Raw genomic sequence first — 23,184 nt, forward strand, 5'->3', positions numbered from 1 at the left:
GTACAGTGTCCGGAGGGCACTGTACTTCACTACTTCCGGGAGGTACCCGCCATGGCAGGCAACCAGTACAGGGATTACATCAAGCGTTCTTTCTTTAAATATGCCATCTCCATCATCTCACTTCTCTTTGTGCTGATGGGGCTGTTTCTGTTCATCAATGTCCAATGGATCAGCGTGGGAAGCAACCGGAGGAACAACGCCCTTCTGGCGTCCATCCTGGACACACAGGTAACCGCCTATAAGGAAGGTCTGGAACACTTTTCCACGGATTACCGTTTTCTGGATGCCCTGAAACAGGAAAATGCAGATACAGCCACCCAGGTCAACCGGCTGCTCTACGGCTTTACCACGTCCCAGCCCATACGGTGTACCTTCGCCCTCACAGATACGGAGGGGCGCATGGTAAGCTCCAGCCTTTTTGAGGGAAACCGGGATATATTCCTGGGCAGCGCCGTCTACAGGAGCCTGACGGAAAAAATGCAGGAAGAGCCTTCCATGACCCATACCATGCCCAGCCGACTGAATTTTGCCCACGGACAGGCCGGGGATTTGCTTCTGGCCCGCTCTATTGCAGATGCAGACGGAATCTGCGGATATCTGTTCTTCGACCTGATGGATGAACAGATTTACGAGGCAGTGCGGGAATACCCCCTGGACGATGTGGTCATCACGGACCGGTATGACAACCTGATTTTTGCAGTGGGAAGACAGAATGCAGACCCCATGGAAAAATATCCTGCCGGCAAATACCGGATGGACTGGCAGAAGGGCAACATCGTCAAGGTCAACAACAAGCGCTACCACATACATAAGGAATCGCTTCCTGAAAGCTCCCTGATTCTGTATACCCTGGTATCCATGGAATTCCAGCGCAGCCTTGTGACCTACGGCGTCCTGTTCCTTGGACTGGCCGGAATCCTGATGGTTATTATGATTCCGCCCCTGACCCTGCGCATCACCAAAAAGAACCTGCAGGCCATTGACGAGCTCCAGGCCTCGGTTGGGGAAATGGGCCGGGGAAATATGGACTACCGCTTAAAGAGCCAGGTATTTGACGAATTCCAGATGCTCAACGATGCGTTCCGCAACATGGTCATCCAGCGCGAGGAGCTGATGCTTCACAACAGCGAGCTGGCAGAGCGCAAGCGCACCATGGAAATCAGGCAGCTGGAGGAACAGTTTAATCCCCATTTCATCTTCAACGTGCTGGAAACCCTCCGCTATGAGATTGCCATTGACTCCCAGAAAGCAGCTGAGATGGTCATGGCCTTTGCCAACCTGATGCGCTACAGCGTGTATTACGGCAGCACCATCGTGCCCCTGCAGACCGACATCGAATACATCAACGACTACCTCCTGCTTCAGAAGATGCGGTATAACCGCAGGCTGAATTACCACATTGACATTCCCGAGGAGCTGATGGACTTAAGGATACCCAAGCTGCTGCTGCAGCCGGTGGTGGAGAATTCCCTTGTCCACGGGATGAAGGATGCCCGCTGCATATCCGTCACCATCACGGCACGCCAAAGGGACAGCGCACTGGTGCTGTGCGTGGAGGACAATGGCAGCGGCATCAGCCAGGAAAAACTAAAGGAACTGCGGGAAGCCCTGGAGCAGGAGGACATTTACAGGGAGCATATCGGTTTATACAATTCACACCGGGTGGTTCGGCTTCTCTACGGTCCTGCCTACGGCCTGACCATTGAGAGCTCCCCCGGAACCGGCACGCGGGTGAGCATCACCCTTCCCGCGGATATGGAGGAGGATACATATGTATAAGGTCCTGATTGTAGAGGACGAGGATATCATACGAAAGGGCCTGCTGTTCATGGTAAACTGGCAGGACGCGGACTGCGTGGTGGTGGGAGAGGCCGTGGACGGCCTGGAAGGCCTGGAAAAAATCCGGGAAACCAGCCCGGATATCGTGGTGGTGGACATCAACATGCCTGTGAAGGACGGTCTGTCCATGCTGGAGGACAGTATAGAGGAATACGGCTTTGACGCCATCATCGTGTCCGGCTACAGCGACTTTGAATACGCCAGAAAGGCCATCCGCCTGGGGGTCACGGAGTATCTTCTGAAGCCGGTGAATTTCAGCGAGCTCTACGACGCCCTTGGAAAGATTAAAGCCAAGCAGCAGGCAGCGGCCAGGTTTAAACATGAGATGAGGCAGCTGGACATGGAGAAGCGGAAGCTAGGCATACTGGACGAGCCGGAAACAGGGGACGGCCCTGAGGAAAACCGCCATGTGGAGCACATGATGGACTGCATCCGGAACAATTATGGTTCCCACCTGTCCCTGACGGATATCAGCGAACAGTGCGGAATGTCATGCACCTACCTGAACTCCAAGTTCAAACGCTTTACCGGCTACACCTTTAACGACTATCTGAACCGCTACCGGATGCAGAAAGCCGTGGACCTGCTGAAGGAAAATAAATACAAGGTCTACGAAATCGCAGACCTTGTGGGCTTCTCGGATTATAAATATTTTATCAAGGTATTTAAAAAATATGTGGGATGCTCCCCTGTCAAGTTCATGGAGGGCGGCAGCACCGGCCCTACCCCATAAAATCCTCACACAGATTGGGCCGGTGTATATCCAGCACCATGGGCAGGTTCCCGTCGGAAAACCGCTTATCCAGCGCCTCCATTCCATACTCCAGCTTATACTCAATCTCTTCCCTGTATGCAGGTATGACCATATAGAAATTTACCTTCCTGCCGTCCTTTGCCTCCATGCTTCCCATATCACCGCCGGTCTGTACCAGTACCACGCCGCCCATTCCGGTATCCGGCGCCAGGGGCTCATAATCGGGGCCATTGGGAATGGTGTGTCCCCAGCCCAGCCAGGTGCCGTACTCATGGGGGAACCGGGCCAGGTATTTAATCAGCCCAATGGGCCAGTACTCTGTTTCCGGAATATCGCTGTTGAGCTGGCCTGTCTCTCCCGGATTCCACTCCTTTGGAAGGAACATATACAGTTCCCCGTACTTAAGGTCCTCCCTGTCCCGGATTTCCTCAGGCAGGGTCATGGGCAGGTCGCTCATGCCCGTGGTATACATCACATAGTAGGGATGGGTTTCATCCGGCCGCATGATGTTCACATCAATATGGACCAAATCCGAGAGAATCTCATGGAACACAAACTCCTCCCGGTTGGGAAACAGCGCCTGGAAATGGGCGTTTATCTCCTCCGCGTATACGCCGCAGGCCTCCGGAGGCCTCCATCCCTCGTTCTCCTTATCCTCATAGCGGTAAATGGGCGAGCCGCCCTTTGACACCCCGTCTGCTTTTGGTCCCTTCTTAAACAGCTTGTCAAGCAGTCCCATCCGTATCCTCCTCTGCGCTCTTATTCTTATAATACTGCTGCTTTTTCATGTACATGTTCTTATCCGCCCTGCGGCATGTGCTGTAAAGGTCTGCATCAGCCCCTGGGTCATAGATGGAATACCCCCAGGAAAAGGTAAACTCCGGCATGTCTGCCTCCCTGTTAAACATGGCCTCGAACCGTTCCATAAAATCCAGGATTTTGTCCTGGTCCGCATCCGGCATCACCACCACGAACTCATCGCCTCCAATGCGGTACATCACCGCCTCCCTGGTACCCATGCTGAGATAGGCTTTTGAAACACAGGTAATATATACATCCCCTGCATCGTGTCCCAGGGTATCGTTCACATGCTTAAGGCCGTTTAAATCCAGAAGGATAAATCCCGTTCCCTCCTGGGCCTTCCTGGCAATGCGGTTTCCTATATCCAGCTGGTACGCGTTCCGGTTCTTAAGCTGGGTCAGGTAGTCCGTATTTGACATGTCCCTGTAAAAGGGATTGGATATGCGCCTGAACAGCAGCCTGGACGCACAGCAGGCCCCAAGGCTGAACAGCAGGATAAACAGGGGAAGGAGGCGGCGCAGGCTCCGGTAGGTATCGTACTGGTGGTCGGCCTCAAACTCGATTCCCACTACTCCCAGTACCCGGTCCCCATGGTATATAGGCATGTAGGTAATAAATATCTTTCCCCATCCAGTATCCTTAATCCGGTCCGGCAGCACCTGCTGTCCGTCCAGGGCCCTCTGCATGTCCGGGTATATCTCAGGCTCTATCAGGTCCCCCGGATACCGGAAGTCCGGCTCCGATTCATCCAGGCAGTCAATGATATACACGAATTCCCCATTTTCATTCATCTTTGCAGTGTATAAATACCGCACGCCGGAAATCTCCCTGACCCTGCGGAAGGAATCATGGGCCCGCTTGTAAACATCGCTCTCCATATCTTCCCTGGCCAGCACCTGGTCAAAGGTGCTTTTATCCAGGCGTTTCTCCACGTAACCGTATATGGCCTCCGCCTGGTCCCTCAGGCTAATCAGGGTATCATTGTATGTAATCCTGTACTGGAACCAAAAAATGGAGAATGTCAACAGGGCCACTACAATTGCAGTGAATACGGAAACCTGTATGTCCACTCTCCTCCATATGCTGGGCTTCATATTAATTTTCTCCTTGGCTGCAGGCGCATTCCATTCATTTGGTATTATTTTACATTATACTCTCTTATCAACGCTTTGTCCACAGGCACCATTACTTTCACGATATACTGTTCATAGTCCTTCACCGTCAGCTCATCCAGCATCAAATCCTCATACCACATCTGCCCCAGCCGGATTCCCTGCTGCCCGGCAAAATGGCTGATAAGGCGGTAAGGCTTTTCCATATCCCACAGATGGCCCCTGCTGTAGAGCTCCACATAGGTTCCCTCCGGCCGCTTCTGAACCCGGTGGGAGGCCGCCTTCCTGTCAAGTTTTGTATACACCTTCACATAGCGGTCGTATATGCCCTGGTCCAGGTCCTCTCCCAGATAGACGGAGCCCACTGCACCCATTGCGCCGTGATACTTTTCCTGCATCCTGACATGCTCTGCTATCTCCACCGCCGCCTTCCGCTCCGAGCCCGCACTGATGTCGGACATGAGAAGATATTCCCGTTCCCTCTCCACCAGCCTGGGTTCATCCAGCACAGCCTTCATGGCCAGCCGGACCGACTCCTCCTCATGAAGGATAAAGCGCTTCATATTCTTCAGACGCCGTATCTCGTCGTCAATCTGACGCTTCTTGCCGTCCATCATGGACATGAACCGCTCCGGGGAACGTTTTTCCATGTACTCCTTGATTTCCCCCAGGGACATCCCCAGCTTCTGCAGGGCGCGTATGACCTCAAACATGTCCATCTGCCATACAAAATAATACCTGTATCCGTTCTCCTCCTTAAGGGCCGGGGAAAACAGGCCGATTTCGTCGTAGTGGAACAGCGTGTGCTTTCTGACCCCCAGTATCCTGGCAAATTCACCTGTGGTAAAATATAATTCCGACTTTTTTTCCATTTTCGCAAATCTCCTCTTGACTATCGGGTTACCCTATAGCATATGATAATACCTGCGGCTGAAATTATCAATATACAACAGGCTTTGTCCTATTGAATTAAAAACAGGAGTGTTAACATGAGTTATTCATTATCCAAAAAATTTACCTTCGGGTCCCTGATGCTGTTTGCGCTGCCCACCACTGTCATGATGGTGGTGATGTCCCTGTACACCATTGTGGACGGGGTCTTCGTATCCAGGTTTGTCAGCACAAACGCCCTTTCATCGGTCAATATCGTCTACCCTGTAATCAACATCGTGCTGGGCATCTCCGTTATGCTGTCCACGGGAAGCAATGCCATTGTGGCAAAAAAAATGGGTGAGGGACAGCCTGACAGCGCCAGAGAAACCTTCACAACCATTATCCTTATGAATATCATAGTAGGACTGGTCTTCGCCGTCCTTGGGAACCTGGCGGCAGTGCCCCTGTCCCGTATGCTGGGCGCCAGCGACCTGCTCCTGGAGGACTGCGTCACCTACCTGCGCTGGCAGCTGGCTTTTGCGCCCTCCCTCATGCTTCAGATTCAGTTCCAGATGTATTTTGTCACAGAGGGAAAGCCGGGAATCGGACTGTTCCTTACCCTGCTGGCAGGCATTGCCAATGCAGTTCTGGACTATGTGCTTATAGTACCCATGGGAATGGGCATTGCAGGGGCGGCAATTGCCACGGTCACAGGCTACACCATACCGGCCCTCATCGGCCTTATTTACTTTGCCTCTGCCAGAAAGAGCCTGTGGTTCGTAAGGCCGCGCATTATAAAAAGGGAACTGGCGGAAGCCTGCCTCAACGGCTCCTCCGAGATGGTGACAAACCTTTCCTCCGGCGTCATCACCTTTCTGTTCAATCTGCTGATGATGCATTTTGCAGGGGAGGACGGGGTGGCGGCCATTACCATCATCCAGTATTCCCAGTTCCTTTTAAATGCACTGTTCATGGGATTTTCCCAGGGCGTGTCCCCTGTCATAAGCTTTAATTACGGCAGCCGGAACCAGGAACAGCTCAGGCAGGTGTTTAGGACCTCTCTCATTTTCACGGCAGCCTCCTCTCTGGCCGTCTTCCTTATGGCCCAGTTGGGCGGCAGCCTGGTGGTGGAGATTTTCGCCCGCAGGGGTACGCCGGTCTATGACCTGGCAAGGCATGGATTCATGATATTTGCCTGCAGCTTCCTCTTTTCCGGCTTCACCATCTTTGCCTCAGCCCTGTTTACGGCCCTGTCCGACGGACGGATATCCGCCGTCATCTCCTTCGTGCGCACCTTTGGCCTGATTATCACCAGCCTGGTGGTGCTGCCCTTTATCATCGGAATGGACGGGGTGTGGCTGGCCATTCCCATAGCAGAATTCGGCGGAGTCCTGCTGTGCCTTTATTTCATACGCAAATACAGGACAAAATATCACTATGCATGATTCTGTTACTGCCCCGTAAAAAGGGGAAGGCCCGGTGCTTTGATACAAAGCAGACCGGGCCAGCGTCATTTCTGACATATCCAGCATAAACCATGGAGCCGCTCTAAGGTCAAGGCAATTCAGTCCATGGAAATAATTGTAAGATTTCTTACGAATTCTCAGGATACCCCTTTGATGAACTTGGTGGGAGATTTGGAGGTATACTTCTTAAACACGGAGCAGAAATGCTTATAGTCCGTAAATCCCGTTGCCTCTGATATCTCACTGATTCTGTACTGTCTGGTACCCAGCATTACGATGGCCTGCTGGACCCTGTATTTGTTGAGGAAGTCCAGAAAGGTCTGTCCCGTAACCTCCTTGAATTTGCGGCTCAGGTAGCTGGCGCTGACCCCCAGGTCCTCTGAGATGGACTCGATGCTCAGTTTCCTGGCAAAACCCTCACGTATGGCCTTTATGGCCCTGGAAACATACTGGTTCTCCGACAGGTCCAGCTGCATATAGTACTCCAGGTTCAGGTTGCCCCCCTCTATCTCGGCCTGCTCCATCACATGCTCCACCTGGCGGCTGCTTACGATTTCCTCCCCCAGCCGTTCCATAATGCCTGCCAGGGCCTCCTCGTCCACAGGCTTCAGCAGGTACTCGCAGACCCTGGCTTCAATGGCCCGCCTGGCATACTCAAAATCCGCATAGCTGGTCAGCAGGATGCTCTTAAACCTTACCTGCTCCGAAGCTTTTTTTATCATCTCTATGCCGTCCATGAAGGGCATGCAGATATCTGTTATAACCACATCCGGCCTGTACTCCAGAATCTTCTCATACCCGTCCTGGCCGTCGGCTGCCTCAGCCACCACCACACAGTCCATGGACAGCCAGTCCGTGGTATAGACCAGCCCCTTCCGTATCATCTCTTCATCTTCTGCAATCAACACACGCAACATCCGTCTGATTCCTCTCTTTTCACCGGCAGGGTTACCACCAGGGTGGTGCCGTGTCCCTCCGCGCTTCTGATTTCCACCCCGTAGGGCCTTCCGTACAGGATATCGATTCTTCTGTGAATGTTATACAGCCCCGAATGTCTTCTGGGATTTTCCTTCTGTTCCAGCAGGGCTGTCAGCTCGCTTAAGGTTCCCTGGGGGATTCCCACCCCGTCGTCCCGGCATATCATAATGAGTTTTCCCTCATGGATATAGGCTTTCAGCTCCACGGTCAGGTTGAGCTGCTTTCCAAACCCGTATTTCACCGCGTTCTCAATCATGGGCTGAAGCACCAGCTTGGGAATCCGCAGGTCCATGGCCTCCGGCTCCACGTCAATCCGGCAGAGAAACCGTTCCCCGAACCTGCGCTTCAGTATGGTCAGATAGGATTCCAGGTGCTCCAGGTCCTCCTTCAGCGTCACCTCCGCCTTACTGCCGTCCAGGCTGTAGCGCAGCAGGTTTGAAAGGCTGAACACCATCCTTTCTGCCGTCCCAGGCTCCAGCTTGCACATATACCGGATGTTCTCCAGGGTATTGTACAGGAAATGGGGATTGAACTGGGATTCCAGCTGTTTGTTCTGGGCCATGGACACCAGCTCCGCCATCTTCCGGTTGTTCTCCATCTGGATTCTCAGGCTCTGTATCGTCTCGTTATAGGCATCGGCAATGATTTTGAATTCATTGCTGCTCTGTATGCGTATGACCCCTTCCAGGTTGCCGTCCCTGGCATTTTCCATCACATCCAGGATTTTATAGAAGTCCTCTGTCTTTTTCTCCGTCACCTTCCTGGAGTTGAGAAGCATCCACAGTGTCATGAGCACCAGGGCCGTAATGACCAGGCCGCTGCCTAACCCCAGGGAAATGACAATGTTCTGGATATCGGAGATGGAATACACGGTAAACCCGCCCCTGGGGACCTGCTGCCGGGAGACCAGGTACATCTGTTTCTCATGGCTCAGATACCTGCCTGTCTCCCGCAGGACCTTCATAACCTGGTTGCTGCTGTTTAAGAAGCTGTAATTGCTGCTGACATAGGCCCAGCCAAAGGGGTCGGCTATAATGGTCTGGATATCCGGCTTGTCCACAAGAGCCTTAAACTGGCTGCTGGGGATGGAGCACAGGATATACCCCAGCTTTTTATCCCCGTCCGTCACGCTCCGCCCTATGGCAATGGCGCTGCCGCCGCTTTTCCATCCCTCCGCCAGCCTGAGGGCCGTCTTATCCGGCTCCCGGTCCATATCGTCAAATATGCCCCAGGACACGTCCTCCGGCACATCCAGAAACTGCGGGAGGCTGCTGCGGCTGGATAAAAGGATGTTCCTGCTGCTGTCCAGGACAAACAAATCCCCCTCCAGGCCCAGGCTGTTGGTGATGCCGTAAAATATCCCAAACATCTCAGCCTTTCCGTCCTGGTCTTTGATTCTGTCAAAGCAGCCTGGCTGGGAAGCCATCTCCTCCACTCCCTCCTCATACCGCGCCAGCACATTGTCCAGAAGGCCGGCCACATACCGGTTGTGCTCAATGTTGCTGCTCTTTTTCCCGTGGAGCAGAACTGCCATGAAGAGCAGGCCGCACACCAGGGTAAATATGACCGCCGGGACAATGGCGTAGGCAATAAACATGCGTTCCAGTTCATGGCGGAAATACCGTTCCTTTTTCACCGGGCATCCACCTCCCCGGTTTTCTCAGGCATTCCGGCCGGCTCCCCGTGCCCACTGACCAGTCCCCCAGGAACACCGGCCGGCTCCCCGGACGCACCGGCCTCCTCCTCCAGCACACCGGCATAAACAGCGGCAAAATGCTCCAGCCACCTCCCCTTTCTGGAATTCACCTCATCCTCCCGGCTGTATATAATATGGATGTCCTCCTTATCCGGCAGATAGACAGGCTCCTCCACATCCTTTCTCACGGAACGGCGGTCCAGCCTCATGGAAATGACGGTCTGGGCATCCCTGCCCGTGACAAAGTCCACAAAATCCCTGGCCTCCTCCACATGGCGGCTGCCCTTTACAATGCAGACGCTGTCCGGTGTGGAAATGACGCCCTCCTTCATGTATACCAGCTTCACCGGTCCTTTGTCCGCCACATAGTGGGCGGCAGCCTCCTCAAACGTAAGCCCCACGGCATATTTTCCCTGGGCCACCCCCTGATACACCTCCCCTGAACCTCCTAACAGAATGCCGTCCAGGTTCCGGCAGAAGTCCTCCACATAATCCCAGCCCTGTTCCGGCTCTCCGTCACCCATGGCGTAGAGCATATTGATAAGATGCTCATAGGCAGAGGAGGAGGTGGCCGGGTCGCACATGGCGATTCTGCCCTTCAGCTCCGGCTTTAACAAATCCTCATAGCCCTCCACCTCCACATCCCCAATCAGGTTGGTATTCACCATGATTACGCTGGGAATATCCGTGAATCGGCTCATATTGCCTTCCCTGTTCTTAAACTCATCCCGCACCATGTCCTCGTTGCAGCTTATGTAGGGCTCAAACAGCTCCTTTTTGGGTATGGTGGTGGACAGGGAACCGCCCCAGAATATGTCGCAGGGAGGACCGTTTCCCTCCTCCGCCATCTTTAGAAGCTCCCCTGTGCCGCCGGTCTGGACATAGACCCGTATTCCGGTCCGTCCCTCAAACTCCGACACAATAGGGTTAATAAACTCAAGCGGATGAGGGCAGTAAATTACCAGCTCCTCATCCGCTGCATGGTCCGCAACCGCAGAAGTCCCGCTGCCTGCACATCCGGCCAGGCAGAGGGACATCCCTGTCACTGCAATATATATCTTCCAACTCTTTTTCATACGCATCCGATTCCCCATACTGTCTGCCGTGTGCTCCGGCCATGCTGTCCCTCCCGGGATGCACACGGTCCGGCCGGCGCCTTCCCTGCCGCTGGACGGAACCAGGCCGGCGCAGGTATCATGTTTTACACATTATACCAAAACCGCCTACAGAATGTAAACCCCCTTGGGGTCGAAATCCAGGTATGCCTTCTCCCCCACCTCATATATCCTGCGGTTCACCGGATTGTAATCCGTAATCTGGATTTCCATGTTCCCCACCATGACCTGATAGTACTGATAGGACCCCATGAAGGTGGACAGGGTGACAGTGCCTTCCAAAAGCCCCTGCTCCGCCAGGGTGGCTCCCTCAGGCCGGATGACCAGCACGGCATCGTCCCCGGGTCCTGCCTTGGCAAAGTTGTTGACCGTAAGCTCCTGTCCCACCACATCAATGACCGCTTTTTCACCGCTGGCGGACCTGACCCTGGCATCCAGGAAGTTAGCCTCCCCGATAAAGTCAGCCACGAACCTGGAATTGGGATGATAGTAAATCTCCCTGGGCGTTCCAATCTGCTCCACCTTACCCTTGCTCATGATAATGATTTTATCGGAAATACTCATGGCCTCGGACTGGTCATGGGTTACATAGATGGCTGTAATTCCGACCTTCTGCTGGATTTTACGGATTTCCGTCCTCATAGTAACCCTCAGCTTGGCGTCCAGATTACTTAAAGGTTCATCAAACAGCAGTACGCTGGGTTCAATGACCAGGGCCCTGGCCAGGGCCACACGCTGCTGCTGGCCGCCGGAGAGCTGGTTGGTCATACGGGACTCCATGCCCTCCATCTCCACCAGCTTCAGGATGTTCATAACCCGCTCATGAATCTCCTCCTTGGGGAGCTTGCGTATCTTCAGGCCGTAGGCCACATTGTCAAAGACATTGTAGTGGGGCAGAAGGGCATAGCTCTGGAATACCATGGCCGTGTCCCTCTTATTAGGGGTCAGGGCGTTGATAGCCTCATCCCCCAGATAGATATCCCCCTCGTCCGGGCTCTCAAAGCCTGCAATCATGCGCAGGGTGGTTGTCTTGCCGCATCCCGAAGGCCCTAAGAGGGTCACAAAGCTGCCCGGTTCAATATCCAGGGTGGTATCCTGCACTGCATAAAACTCCTTGCCTGTCTTTGGGTCCGTATATATTTTAGAAATGTGTTCCAGACGAACACCTTTTTTCTGTTTCTCCATATCAACTATCCTCCTCGCTATGAGCACTTAGCGTCTGTCTTTTAGACGCTTACGTGCGATGCATGCCGCTGGCGCTTGGCGGGCGTCCTTTGACCGCTTAGCGCAGCGGCCCGCTATGAGCACTTAGCTCTCCTGCCTTATCTTCCTGCTGACCCCAAAGAACTTCATCAGGGTATTCATGATGAGAACTGCGCCGTATGTTATGACAATCAGCACGGTTGCATAGGCGCATGCAACGCCGTAATTTCCCTTTTCCGCCTGCTCATTAATCTGGCAGGTGATGAGCAGGAAGTCCGGAGTCACCAGAAGAATGATGGCTGAAATTGCCGTGATGCTCCGCACAAAGGCTGTTACCAGTCCGCTGAAAAAGGAATCCTTAATCAGGGGAAGGGTCACGGTCATGAACACCTTGGCAGAACCTGCTCCCATGTCATAGGCCGATTCCTCGATGGACTTGTCAATCTGGCGCAGGGCTGAGATGCCGCTTCTGGTGCCGGTGGGAAGGCTTCGCACAATGAATACGATAATCAGGATAAGGCCGGTGCCGTAAAGTCCGCTCATGATACCGGTCCTGAACAGGCCGTTGGCATAGCCCCTGATATATCCGATGCCCAGCACGGTTCCGGGTACCGCCATGGCAAGCATGGATACAAATTCAATGAAGCCTTTGGCCTTAAACCGTTTCTTTACCACCAGATAGGAGATAACCATGGACAGGAAGGCTGTCAGCGGGGCCGCAATCAGGGACAGGACAAAGGAGTCCTTAAATGCCTTAAGTCCGCTGGTCTTGAACATGTACTGGAACCATTTAAGGCTCAGGCTGTAATCTCTGCCCCAGAGGGTGAACAGAGCGCCAAAGGGCACCATGATGTACATCAGCATAACAAAAGCCGACACAGCGCCGCAGAAAATGGTCAGAGGAACCGTAACGCTCTTATCCTCTATGAGCATTCTCATGCGGGAGGCCTTTCCCGTAAGGGTGGCCGCTGTCTTTTTTTCCAGATAATACTTCTGAATCAGGAACAGCACCACGGTCAGGGACAGGAGCACCACGGACATGGCTGCCGCGCCGGTGGAGTCATAGGCCCCTGTTACCTGCAGGTAGATGGTGGTGGCCAGTGTGTCGTAGGAGCCGCCAATCAGCATGGGGTTGGCGAAATCCGCCACGGACTCAATGAAGGTTACCAGGAATGCATTGCCCAGTCCGGGAAGAAGAAGGGGAAATGTGACGCTGGTGAACACCTTCCACCGGGTGGCTCCCATATCCCTTGTGGCCTCCTCCAGGGAGGGGTCGATATTTTTCAAAAGCCCCTTCAGCATCAGATAGCATACGGGGAAAAAGGTCAGTGTCTGTACAATGGCGATTCCCTTCAGTCCATACACATTGGAATCATAGATTCCCAAAAGGGAGCGGGTGATGATGCCGCTTCGTCCGAACAGCATAATCATGGACAGTGACAGTACAAAAGGAGGAGATACCACGGGAAGCATGGAAACCATGGCAAACAGCTTCTCCAGCACCTTTGTCTTAAGCTTTACATACACTTCAACATAGGCGAACAGCAGACCGATGGCAGTGGACGCGATTCCTGTAATCATGCCTAACACCAGGGTGTTCTTGAAAGCCTTCTGGAACCGCTCCAGGCTCAGCACCCTTGTGAATACCTCCAGGGTAATCTTACCTTCCGAATAAAAGCTGTCTACCAGCAGCATCAGAAGGGGGTACAGGATGAACAATGCCAGGAATACCAGCAGCACCACAATCATACTCACCAGTACGGGGTCTGAAAAAAATTTCTTGCGCTCCAGCTCAGCGCTCTGTTTTCTGGCCACAATGAGGCCCCCTTTCCCGAGGAATTTTTTCCTCTTGATATCTTACGGTCCCTTCCGCAAAGCCAGGACCATAATGTAACAAATGCTGCGTAATGAATGATGTCAACCATTACGCAGCACCCGTTTGCAAGCTTACACTACATTACATTTCCAAGTGCCGGACACCGGCTGGGGCCCCGCCTATTCTGTTAAGAAACGGCTGGAATCCGCGCTGTCGGAGGAGCTTCCAAGAGCTGCGAAGAAGTCCTCTACATACTTGGCACTGTTTTCCTTTGCATCTTCAAAATCATAGTCAATGGTATTGTTCATATCCAGACCAAACTTGGTGGCTTCCTCAGGCTGGGTGGCATTGCTTAATACCAGGAACTGGTAGGAGCCGTTTTCTTTGGCGTGGTCCACACAGTCAGGAGACAGGGCATATTCAATCCACAGCTTGGCTGCGTTTGGATGTGTGCATCCGTTGAAGATGGCGGTAGCGCCTACCTCAAAGGAGGTTCCGTCCTCAGGTACAATTAACTGGATGTTGTCGTAGCCCTGAAGAATCTGGTAAATGCCGTCATGAAGGAATCCGATACCGATTACGCACTCGCCCGGGCCTACCATCTTGGATGGGCCGGAACCGGACTTGGTGTACTGGGAAATATTCTTGTCCAGGGCCTTGAAATACTCCATGGCCTGGTCATGGCCCTTCATCTGAACCATGGTGTTGATGAGCAGCTTTGCTGTGCCGGCCGTGTTGGGGTTGGACAGCATAATGAGTCCCTTGTACTCTTCCTTGGTCAGGTCGTCCCATGTCTTGGGAGCTTCCAGACCCAGGCGGTCTAACTCTTCGGTATTGACCATGAAGCCCAGGATGCCCTTATAGATGCCGTACCAGCAGTTGGTTGGGTCCTTGTACTGGTCGCCAATCAGGTTCTTGGCATTGATTGCCTCATACTCCATCAGAAGGCCGTCAGCCACTGCCTCGTTATAGGGGTCTGTGGTTCCGCCGAACCATACGTCAGCAGATGGTTTGCCTGCTTCCTCGGATATCTTGGTATAAACCTCTGATGTGGAAAGTCTCTGGTATTTTGTCTTGATTCCGTACAGCTTCTCGAAATTCTGGCAGGCAGCCGACAGATATTCCTCCTCACAGGAGCCGTATACAGTCAGTTCGCCTTCCGCCTTGGCTGCTTCGATGAGGGCATCCATGTCCCCGCCTGCTGCCTCAGCTGCCGTGGTTTCCGCTGCCTCATCCTTACTCTCTTCCTTTGCAGCCTCCGTAGCGGCTGCCGTGGTGGTCTCAGGTGCAGCCGTGGTATCTGCTGCCTTGTTGCCGCCTCCGCAGGCAGTAAGGCTTAAAGCCATGGAGCATGCCAACAAAAGTGCCAGTTTTTTCTTCATAATAATACCCTCCTTCTCATTTCTGATGGTTTCATCATAGCAGAAAAGAAGGAGGGTAAAAACCGCTTTTTAAGTAATTTTGTCGTGATTTCTGAACCTGGTTTCTATTTTTTTATCTAATATCCACAACAGCATCCAATTACATACATGCATCCAGCATCCGCAGCAACTCCTCCACGCGGATGGGCTTGGACAGGTGGCCGTTCATGCCGCTGTCCAGTGACTTCCTGCTGTCCTCGTCAAAGGCATTGGCTGTCATGGCAATGATGGGAATGGTCCTGGAATCCGGCCGTTCCATGGTGCGGATGCGCCTGGTGGCCTCAATTCCGTCCATCACAGGCATACGGATATCCATGAGCACCGCGTCGTAATATTCCGGTTCATGGTCCGTGAACGCATCCAGGGCAGCCTGCCCGTTTTCCGCTGTCTCCACCAGAAACCCCTCCATCTCCAGAAGGGACTGTGCAATCTCCTGGTTCAACTGGTTGTCCTCCACAACCAGCAGACGCTTTCCATGGAAATCATGGTGCTCCGGCTCCCTGTGCCTCGGAGCCTTTACATCCTTGATTCCAATGGGCAGACACAGGGTAAAGAAGAACTCCGAGCCCTTTCCCGGCTCACTCCGGACTCCCAGCGTGCCGCCCATCATCTGGACCAGACGGCTGGAAATGGCAAGTCCCAGCCCTGTTCCCCCGTATTTGACAGAGGTATTCCTCTCCGCCTGCTCAAAGGCATTAAAAATGCTGTCCAGGGCTTCCGGCGCAATGCCGATGCCTGTGTCCTTCACGGAAAAGGTAAGACGCTGTCCGCCGGGGCCTCTTCCATCCGGCGTGACGGAAAACACCACAGTCCCCCCCTGTTCTGTAAACTTCACCGCATTGCCGATAATATTTATCAACACCTGTTCCAGGCGCAGGCGGTCCGTCACAAGGAACAGACCCCTGCAGCAGCTGTTTTCCACCGCAAACCCCAATCCCTTCTGCTCCGCCTGAGGCCGCATCATGCCCTCCAGGGATTTGACAAACTCCTCCATGTCCGTGGACTGCACATTCAGCTCCATCTTTCCGCTCTCAATGCGCGACATGTCCAGGATATCATTGATTAGACTGATAAGATACTGGTTGGATGTCTCTAACTTATCCAGGCATTCCAGCACCTTTTCCCTGTCGTCCGCCACATTCCTGGCTATGGCAGTCATGCCCACAATGGCGTTAAGAGGCGTACGTATCTCATGGCTCATCCGCGACAGGAAATCCGTCTTGGCCTGGCTCACCGCATCCGCCCTGGCCTTCATCACAAAGGAAGGAATGATTTTACTCAGCTCCTCCAGCAGCTTCTTCTGCTCATCGTTCCAGCCATACCCCTCCTCCTTCACCTCAAAGCTCAGGGTGCCGGCAAACATGCCCTGGTTCCAGATGGCCGCCTGAAGACAAGTCATGGACGACTCCCTATGGACAGCGTTCCTGCTCAGCCCTGTTGCATCAAATTGGCCGGGCCACTGCTCGTACTGCTCCCTTGTTATGTAAAAAGTCTTATGCATCAGCAGGTCCGACTTATCCCTGGCCCACTGGTAGCTGAAACGGCAGGTCAGATAATCCCGGTCCACCTCCAGAAGAGATACCCGGTCCAGACCATATGACTTGCCCAGCCTTGCAAAGAGCAGCTGTACTGCATCGTTTAGGTTCCTGGCCTTTCCTAAAAGGTCCAGTGCAAAGGACACCAGGTCCTCCCTCTGCTCGGTCAGGTCCTGCTCTATGGTGTTGAGCTGGTGCTTTTCCGTATACAGGTCTGTCAGCATCTCCCCCAGCTCATTGGAGGTGTCCAGATAACAGGCCGCCCTGCCCTGGCAGTTTTCCTTCACATATTTCAGTGTGCTCTCCGCACAGCGGTACAGGCCGCTGTACTCGTCCACCACCTCAGTGGCGCACATGCCGATGCTGACCGATATGCTGATGTCCTTGTCCGACTGAAGCAAAAGCTCCCTGACCCTGGCCGCGATACGGGGACCTGTAACGGTTGCCCCTGCCTTTCCCCTGCCCTTTAACACCAGCATGAACTCGTCGCCGCCCATTCGGACCCTTATGTCATCCGGCTCTGTTTCGGCCCTCAGAACATCGGCCACCTCCTGAAGCACGGCATTGGCAAAGGCAATGCCTTCCTCCTGGTTAATGCGGGTGAAATTGTCCATATCCAGAAGCATGAGGGCGCAGCGCTCTCCCTGGGGTTTTCTGGCCATATACTCCTGGGCTATTCTGGTTCCTGCTTCCCTGTTCCACAGGCCGGTCAGGGAATCCCTGGACTTAGCCGCCTCCAGGGCCAGGGCCATGGTCTGTTCCTTTGTTATATCCTCTATGATTCCCAGCACGGTCCCGTTCTGTCCGTTCTCTCCATATTCCACAGCGGACATGGTCACGCGGCACCACAACCCATTAACAGTAAGGAACTGAACCGAGGCAGTCCGTTTCCCGCTGTGGATATCCTCATACATCCTGATGAAATCCCTGCGGCCCTCCGGCGCCACCATTTCCTCTGCAAAGCTTTCCGGCATATTCACATACCGGCTGCCGCACTGATACCGTGCGCTGGTTCTGTCCGGAATGATACAGGTCCGGCGGTCCGGATAATAGTAAAACTCGCAGAGAGAGGTGTGCTCCAGAGCCATGTTCAGGATAGCGCTGTTGGCCTCGGCCAGCTCCTTCAGCTGCTGGTTCTGGTGTTCGGTGCGCTTGCGTGTGTCAATATCCAGAAACACGCTCTGCACAATCAGTTCCCCGTCCCCATCCTGTATCATCTCCAGTTTTCCCAGTATCCAGCAGGGCGTTCCGTCCTTCTGGCGGACACGGTACTCAAAGTTCATGCTGTCGCCTGCCTTTTCCAGGCAATCCATCTGATTCATCTTAATCCGGTAATCCTCTTTTGCAATCAGCTCCTTCCAGTGCCAGGCCCCGCGGGCCCAGAACTCATCCGGCTCATATCCCAGAATCCGTATACTCTCCCGGTTGGCATTTTTAAACACAATGTGTTCCCGGTCCAGCGCCTTCCACTGCATGATGCCGCACAGAACCGACTGGAACAACTGGTCATACCGGCTGGCCTGGCGTTCCTTTTCCAGGTTCTCCTGCTTCAGCCTATCCTCTGCCTCCACCTGGGCGGATATATCACGGACAACGCACAGACAGATGTCCCTTCCGTCCTCTGCCTGGGCAAAGCTGCCAGTCTCATACACATGGATATACTGTCCGCTCTTTTTCTGTATGCGGTAGCGCACCTCGTAATCCCGGGATTTTCCAAAGGCTTCCTGTATAACCCCGTATACCCTTTCCCGGTCCTGGGGATGGATGCAGTTAGCCACCCTGCCCCGGGTGGCCTGGCTGAACTCTTCATATGTATATCCCAGATAAGCCAGCATCCTGTCATTGACATAGTACAGAGGAAAGCCGGACTCAAGATAGGTGCCCAGCATACCCCCGGGAATATTCTTTCCCAGCAGCTCCAGGGCGCTTCTGCCCATGCGGCGGGCATATTCCCGGCTGACGGATTCTGCAAAAGAAAGGGGGAAGAACTCCCCCTCCTCCTGGATACCGGCCGGGGCGGACGCATGGATGGATGCCACGCGGAATCCCTCTGCCGTGCGGACACAGGCGGATGTCAGGCGCGCGCCCATGGCAAATTCCTTCCCGTCAGGAAGGGTGCGCACCACAGTAAGCCTGCCCTGCATAACAGCGCAGTCTGGGGTGAGACGGTTCTCCCGGATATCCTCCCATATAAGCTGGTAGGCATCCGGGTCCAGTGAAAACTCCTGTTCCAGAGCATTAAGGACCTGTTCCTTCCCGCAGGAATACTCACCCTTCCCAGTGCCTATCCAATGTACATCATCCGTCAGCCAGCCAAGCGTGGCTTCCACATTTCGGTTTACCATGTATTCCTTAAAAAAGGCTCTGGTGGTATTCTCCGCATCCCGCGGTTGTTCTCCCATCTCCTAGTCCTCCCCTTAGACTGCCGCCGGCAGCCCTCTGCGTACTTATTTCCATATATAAAATCATTCTATCACATTCCCGCCAAAATAAAAAGGACGTTTCCTTTTCACGGTAACGTAAAAACAGTTCATCCCATCCCTGTACTCCACCCCGATTACGGCCCTGTGGCTCCTGGCTGTCTCTGCCGCTATGGCCAGCCCCAGGCCATAGCCCTTTGTACTGCTCCTGGCGCTGTCATCCCTGTAAAACCTTCTGAAAATCAGCCTGCGCCTGTCCTCGGGTATGGGTTCTCCCTGGCTGCACACCCACAACCTTGCCCTGCCTCGTCCGGCCGGCTTAAGCCATACCTCTGTCCGTCCCCTTGGCACGGAATATTTTACCGCGTTGTCCATAAGTGCCCTGATTAACTGCCCCATTTGGGAGGGGTTCCCCATCATCATCACATCATCCTCTATCTTATACTCCAGCACCTTCTCCTCCTGGTAAAATACAGGTTCAAAGGTCAGTATCTTCTCCATGACCAAATCGCTTAAGCTAAACCGGACAAATTCTCCCCTCTTTGGCACATAGGCATCATTCCTGGCCAGAAGCAGGAGACTTTCCACCAGGGAGCGCATCTCCTTACACTCCTGGCTCACATGCTCCATCCACTTGTCCGTCTCCGCCGACACGCCTGCATACCGTTCCTGCAAAAGCGCTGCATTGGCCGTAATCACGGTCAGCGGGGTCTTTAACTCATGGGAGGCATCCGCCACAAACTGCTTCTGCATGCGGACCGATTCCTCCAACGGCTTCACAGCCCACCGGGAAAAGAAATAGGACAGCCCAAAGAATCCCAGCCAGATAGCCACGCAGGCCATGCCCCCGTATTTCATAACCCCGTTCCTCAGCGAATCCTCATAGGAGGTGTCTGCAAATGCAATCATATGTCCTGCCGGCTGGCTGACTCTTAAATATCTCAGATGGTACGCGTCCAGTATTCCCATATCCTCCTCCCCGGTCATGCCCAGGACAGCCATCTGTTCCAGAAATCCCGGTTCCCAGGAGGCGTCATATCCCTCCCCCAGCGTCACCATGCCGTCCTCTCCCACCAGGACAGTAAAATACGGAATCTGAACCGGGGACAAGGCTGCAAATATCAGGGGATGTTCCTCCCGGGATACCACCCTGGACAGGGCTAGGCTCCCCTGGTCATTGACCCTCCGTTTCACCACAGAGGTCACTGCGCAGAATGTTAAGCCTATGACCGCTGTCACCACCAGCATGTTATAAATAATGAACTTAAGCCGAAGCCTGCCTATTTCCTTCATCACAGCACCTCCCTGCTGTTCTTTTCCACAATCCTGTATCCCAGCTTGCGTATGGTGACAATCATCACATCCGCCTTAAGGAAATCCAGCTTTTTTCTCAGAAACGATATGTAAATCTCCACGTTGTTCTCCACTGCCTCCGCATCATTTCCCCACACCCTGGACAAAAGGGTTTCCTTGGAAACCACCATGTCCCGGTTCACCATCAGAATCCGCATGATGTCGTACTCTTTCTTGCCCAGCTGTATGCTTTTGTCCGGTCCCCTTAAGGTGTAGTCTGCCTGGCTCAGGGAGATATTGCCCAGGTTCAGGCTTTCGGGAATCATCTCCCCCCTGCGCCTCAGTATGGTCTTCATCACAGCCAGCAGCTCCTGCATGTCAAAGGGCTTTGTCAAATAGTAATCAGCGCCGCACTCCAGCCCAGTCACCCTGTCCTCCAGCTCGCTTTTGGCTGACAGTATCAGCACGGGAACCGGACACCCCATTTTCCTGGCTTCCTTTAACAGGGTGATTCCGTCCATTCCGGGCAGCATCAGGTCCAGAATGGCTGCATCGTAGCCGCCGTCCTTTAAGAGCCAGCAGCCGGTACTGCCGTCTCCGCAGATATCGCAGTCATACCAGTGCTTTAAAATATCGCGGATGGACTCTGCCAGCCGCCTGTTATCCTCCACAATCAAAACCCTCATCTATATCATCTCCCTGTATTGAGTCATATGTAAAAAATCCACCTGTATTCTCTCTCAATTCTGTACGAACCGCAAGAGAACAGAGGTGGATTTCACAATTAATTCACAAACCTGTACCACGGAAACAGGCACGCCGCCTGTATGCTTCCTTTACCTGCTCCGAATCTCCCTTCTCATAAAGCTGATATAGGAAGCTGCAAACACCACAGCTGTCAGCGCCAGCAGGCCCGTCAGATGGGGCCATACCAGAAGGCAGCTCTGTCCCAGCGACAGATACCCGGTGATTGCCCCGGACAGCTGCTGGGGCAGGATAATGTTGGTGGAGCGCACCATGGGATTCATAATGGTGGACACCGCCTCACTGTACAGGTAATAGGGAGACAGGCGGTTAAGGCTCATCTGGCAGCTGTAATTGTCCAGAATCCGGCCAGCGGATGCAGTCTGCCCCATGGGATACAGGGCGTTTGCCACAATGCTCACCACCAGCGTCATGAACAGCGCAAAGAAAATCCACAGCGCAATCACAATCATGGCAGAGGTGGCTGCATGACGGCACAGCACGGAGCAGAGAATGGACAGCGCCAGCCAGAAGCAGATATAGACAGAGGTAAAGAACAAAAGCACCAGCACCCGTCCTGTTTCCTCGGCAGCAGGCGGCACCCCTGTGGCCAGAAGCCCCACGGCGCCTGCGATGAGTCCCATGGAAAAGACCATTAGGAAAATAATCGTGGCGCCTGCCAGAAACTTACCGTTTATGACCGCATCCCTGTAAATGGGCTGCGCCACCAGGCGGTTTAAGGTGCCTTCGGAGCGCTCGCTGTTGATTGCGTCAAAACCAAGGCTCAGCCCCACAAACGGCCCCAACAGCGCAATAAAGGAGGTAAAGGAAGGGATGGAGCTTCCGCTTAAGGTGAACAGCTTCAGGAATATATAGCTGGAATCAGATGCAACTGCATCCGAAAGGCTGGTTAAGGCCCCGTATATGCTGGCGCAGCTGGTCAGCAGTATCAGCCCCAGCACTATCAGGAACCGTTTGCTCCGTATATGGTCCGACATCTCCTTGCGGTACAGGGCCGTCATGCCGGACATGCCCCTGCCCGGTCCCGTCTTTGTGTCTGCGCCGGTTACATTCTTACCGCTGCTGCCTGCTGAAAGAAAGGAATCCTTTATTTTTCTTTTGATTGACACCACCATTTTTCTGCTCTCCTTTCTCAAAATATCTGCGGTAAATTTCATCCAGGTCATTTCCCCGCTGTCTTAAATGACGCAGGGTATAGCCCTTTTCCAGGGCCCTGCGGTTCAGCTCCCTGCACAGGTCCGACCTGGAATGGACCACGTAAAAATCGCCGGTCCGCTCCACCTGTTCCACGTTTCCAAGGTTCCTTAACAATTCCTCAAATCCGCTGTCATCGGGAAAAGCAGCTGCCTCCAGGGCATAATGTCCTTCCCGGCGCATCTGGCCCGCCAATTCGTCAATCCGCCCGCAGGCAATGAGGCTTCCATCCACAAAGAGTCCCACCCGGTCGCAAATCTGCTGAATCTGATATAGCTGATGGGAGGATATGAGGATGGTCCTTTTATCATCCTCCGCCAGACTGCGTATCAGGGTCATCAGCTCCCGCATTCCCTCCGGGTCGATTCCCAGGGTGGGTTCATCCATGATAACCACCTTGGGGTCCTTCATCAGGACATCCGCGATTCCCAGACGCTGTCTCATGCCCCGTGAGTAGGTGCCTGCCTTCTGGTCGGCCGCCTCCGTCATCCCCACCTTTTCCAAAAGTTCCTCCATCCGTCTGTCTGTCACATCATCGGACAGTCCGTTCAGCTGTCCTGTAAAACGCAGGTTCTCCCGCCCCGTCATATCGGAATAAAACCCCACATTATCCGGCAGGTAACCCACCATCCCCTTGACCTCAATGGCCTGCCGTGCACAGTCCTTTCCGTTTATCCAGGCGCTGCCGCCGGTAGGCTCGGTCAGCCCTAACAGCATCAGGGTGGTGGTGGTCTTTCCTGCTCCGTTTGGTCCCAGCAGCCCGAATATCTCTCCCCGCCGGATTTCCAGTGTCAAATCACAGACCGCTGTCTTATCCCCATAGGATTTGGACAGATGTTCGGTCCGTATCATCATTTCTTCATAATCCATAACAATGGCCCCTTTCCAGCGATTTATCCATAC

17 protein-coding genes are annotated in these 23,184 nt (G+C 53.7%); 3 read left to right on the forward strand and 14 right to left on the reverse strand.

Going from position 1 to position 23,184, the window contains the following annotated elements:
- Positions 1-51 precede the first annotated feature (51 nt).
- Positions 52-1,779, forward strand: a complete 1,728-nt coding sequence (locus FGS84_RS17845) for a sensor histidine kinase (RefSeq protein WP_138309795.1) — start codon at positions 52-54, stop codon at positions 1,777-1,779.
- Positions 1,772-2,572 (forward strand): response regulator, encoded by an 801-nt coding sequence (locus tag FGS84_RS17850; protein WP_138309796.1) that lies wholly within the window; start codon positions 1,772-1,774, stop codon positions 2,570-2,572. Before FGS84_RS17845 ends, FGS84_RS17850 begins: the two co-directional genes overlap by 8 nt.
- Here FGS84_RS17850 and FGS84_RS17855 read toward each other — a convergent pair.
- Genes FGS84_RS17855 through FGS84_RS17865 form a run of 3 tightly spaced genes read right to left on the reverse strand, consistent with a single transcriptional unit; the run spans position 2,562 to position 5,378 of the window.
- Positions 2,562-3,332, reverse strand: a complete 771-nt coding sequence (locus FGS84_RS17855; RefSeq protein WP_138309797.1) for a suppressor of fused domain protein — start codon at positions 3,330-3,332, stop codon at positions 2,562-2,564. The genes FGS84_RS17850 and FGS84_RS17855 overlap by 11 nt on opposite strands.
- Positions 3,319-4,488 carry a GGDEF domain-containing protein gene (locus tag FGS84_RS17860; protein WP_138309798.1) on the reverse strand — a complete coding sequence of 390 codons (1,170 nt, stop codon included), beginning with the start codon at positions 4,486-4,488 and terminating at the stop codon, positions 3,319-3,321. The genes FGS84_RS17855 and FGS84_RS17860 overlap by 14 nt, the downstream gene beginning before the upstream one ends.
- Positions 4,489-4,532: 44 nt before the next feature.
- Positions 4,533-5,378, reverse strand: a complete 846-nt coding sequence (locus FGS84_RS17865; protein WP_138309799.1) for a MerR family transcriptional regulator — start codon at positions 5,376-5,378, stop codon at positions 4,533-4,535.
- A gap of 117 nt (positions 5,379-5,495) precedes the next feature.
- Between FGS84_RS17865 and FGS84_RS17870 the strand changes: the two genes are divergently transcribed.
- The gene (locus FGS84_RS17870) at positions 5,496-6,824 is read left to right on the forward strand and encodes an MATE family efflux transporter (RefSeq protein WP_138309800.1); all 1,329 of its coding nucleotides are present in this window, start codon (positions 5,496-5,498) and stop codon (positions 6,822-6,824) included.
- Positions 6,825-6,982: 158 nt separating this feature from the next.
- Here the strand turns inward: FGS84_RS17870 and FGS84_RS17875 are convergent, their stop codons facing one another.
- The 11 genes from FGS84_RS17875 to FGS84_RS17925 form a co-directional block, all read right to left on the reverse strand.
- Complete coding sequence (locus tag FGS84_RS17875; protein ID WP_330640793.1) at positions 6,983-7,753, reverse strand: response regulator; 771 nt, start codon at positions 7,751-7,753, stop codon at positions 6,983-6,985.
- Positions 7,747-9,459 (reverse strand): sensor histidine kinase, encoded by a 1,713-nt coding sequence (locus FGS84_RS17880; protein ID WP_138309802.1) that lies wholly within the window; start codon positions 9,457-9,459, stop codon positions 7,747-7,749. Before FGS84_RS17880 ends, FGS84_RS17875 begins: the two co-directional genes overlap by 7 nt.
- Positions 9,456-10,595 carry an extracellular solute-binding protein gene (locus FGS84_RS17885; protein WP_347563854.1) on the reverse strand — a complete coding sequence of 380 codons (1,140 nt, stop codon included), beginning with the start codon at positions 10,593-10,595 and terminating at the stop codon, positions 9,456-9,458. The genes FGS84_RS17880 and FGS84_RS17885 overlap by 4 nt, the downstream gene beginning before the upstream one ends.
- A gap of 147 nt (positions 10,596-10,742) precedes the next feature.
- Complete coding sequence (locus tag FGS84_RS17890) at positions 10,743-11,819, reverse strand: ABC transporter ATP-binding protein (RefSeq protein ID WP_138309803.1); 1,077 nt, start codon at positions 11,817-11,819, stop codon at positions 10,743-10,745.
- 123 nt (positions 11,820-11,942) lie between these two features.
- On the reverse strand, positions 11,943-13,652 hold the full coding sequence (locus FGS84_RS17895) for an iron ABC transporter permease (RefSeq protein WP_138309804.1): 1,710 nt from the start codon (positions 13,650-13,652) through the stop codon (positions 11,943-11,945).
- A 180-nt stretch (positions 13,653-13,832) separates the two neighbouring features.
- Positions 13,833-15,035: an ABC transporter substrate-binding protein gene (locus FGS84_RS17900; protein WP_138309805.1), complete on the reverse strand. Its 1,203-nt coding sequence runs from the start codon at positions 15,033-15,035 to the stop codon at positions 13,833-13,835.
- A gap of 139 nt (positions 15,036-15,174) precedes the next feature.
- The gene (locus tag FGS84_RS17905) at positions 15,175-19,011 is read right to left on the reverse strand and encodes an ATP-binding protein (RefSeq protein WP_138309806.1); all 3,837 of its coding nucleotides are present in this window, start codon (positions 19,009-19,011) and stop codon (positions 15,175-15,177) included.
- Between the two features lie 63 nt (positions 19,012-19,074).
- A complete protein-coding gene (locus FGS84_RS17910; protein WP_138309807.1) occupies positions 19,075-20,322 on the reverse strand; it encodes a HAMP domain-containing sensor histidine kinase in 1,248 nt (415 codons plus the stop codon).
- Positions 20,322-21,008 (reverse strand): response regulator transcription factor, encoded by a 687-nt coding sequence (locus FGS84_RS17915; RefSeq protein WP_138309808.1) that lies wholly within the window; start codon positions 21,006-21,008, stop codon positions 20,322-20,324. Before FGS84_RS17915 ends, FGS84_RS17910 begins: the two co-directional genes overlap by 1 nt.
- 150 nt (positions 21,009-21,158) lie before the next feature.
- A complete protein-coding gene (locus tag FGS84_RS17920) occupies positions 21,159-22,223 on the reverse strand; it encodes an ABC transporter permease subunit (protein WP_243130010.1) in 1,065 nt (354 codons plus the stop codon).
- Positions 22,141-23,151 (reverse strand): ABC transporter ATP-binding protein, encoded by a 1,011-nt coding sequence (locus FGS84_RS17925; RefSeq protein WP_138309810.1) that lies wholly within the window; start codon positions 23,149-23,151, stop codon positions 22,141-22,143. The genes FGS84_RS17920 and FGS84_RS17925 overlap by 83 nt, the downstream gene beginning before the upstream one ends.
- Between the last annotated feature and the right edge of the window lie 33 nt (positions 23,152-23,184).

The organism is Clostridium sp. 1001271st1 H5 (genome assembly GCF_005845215.1).
In the GTDB taxonomy this organism is placed as follows: Bacteria; Bacillota; Clostridia; order Lachnospirales; family Lachnospiraceae; genus Enterocloster.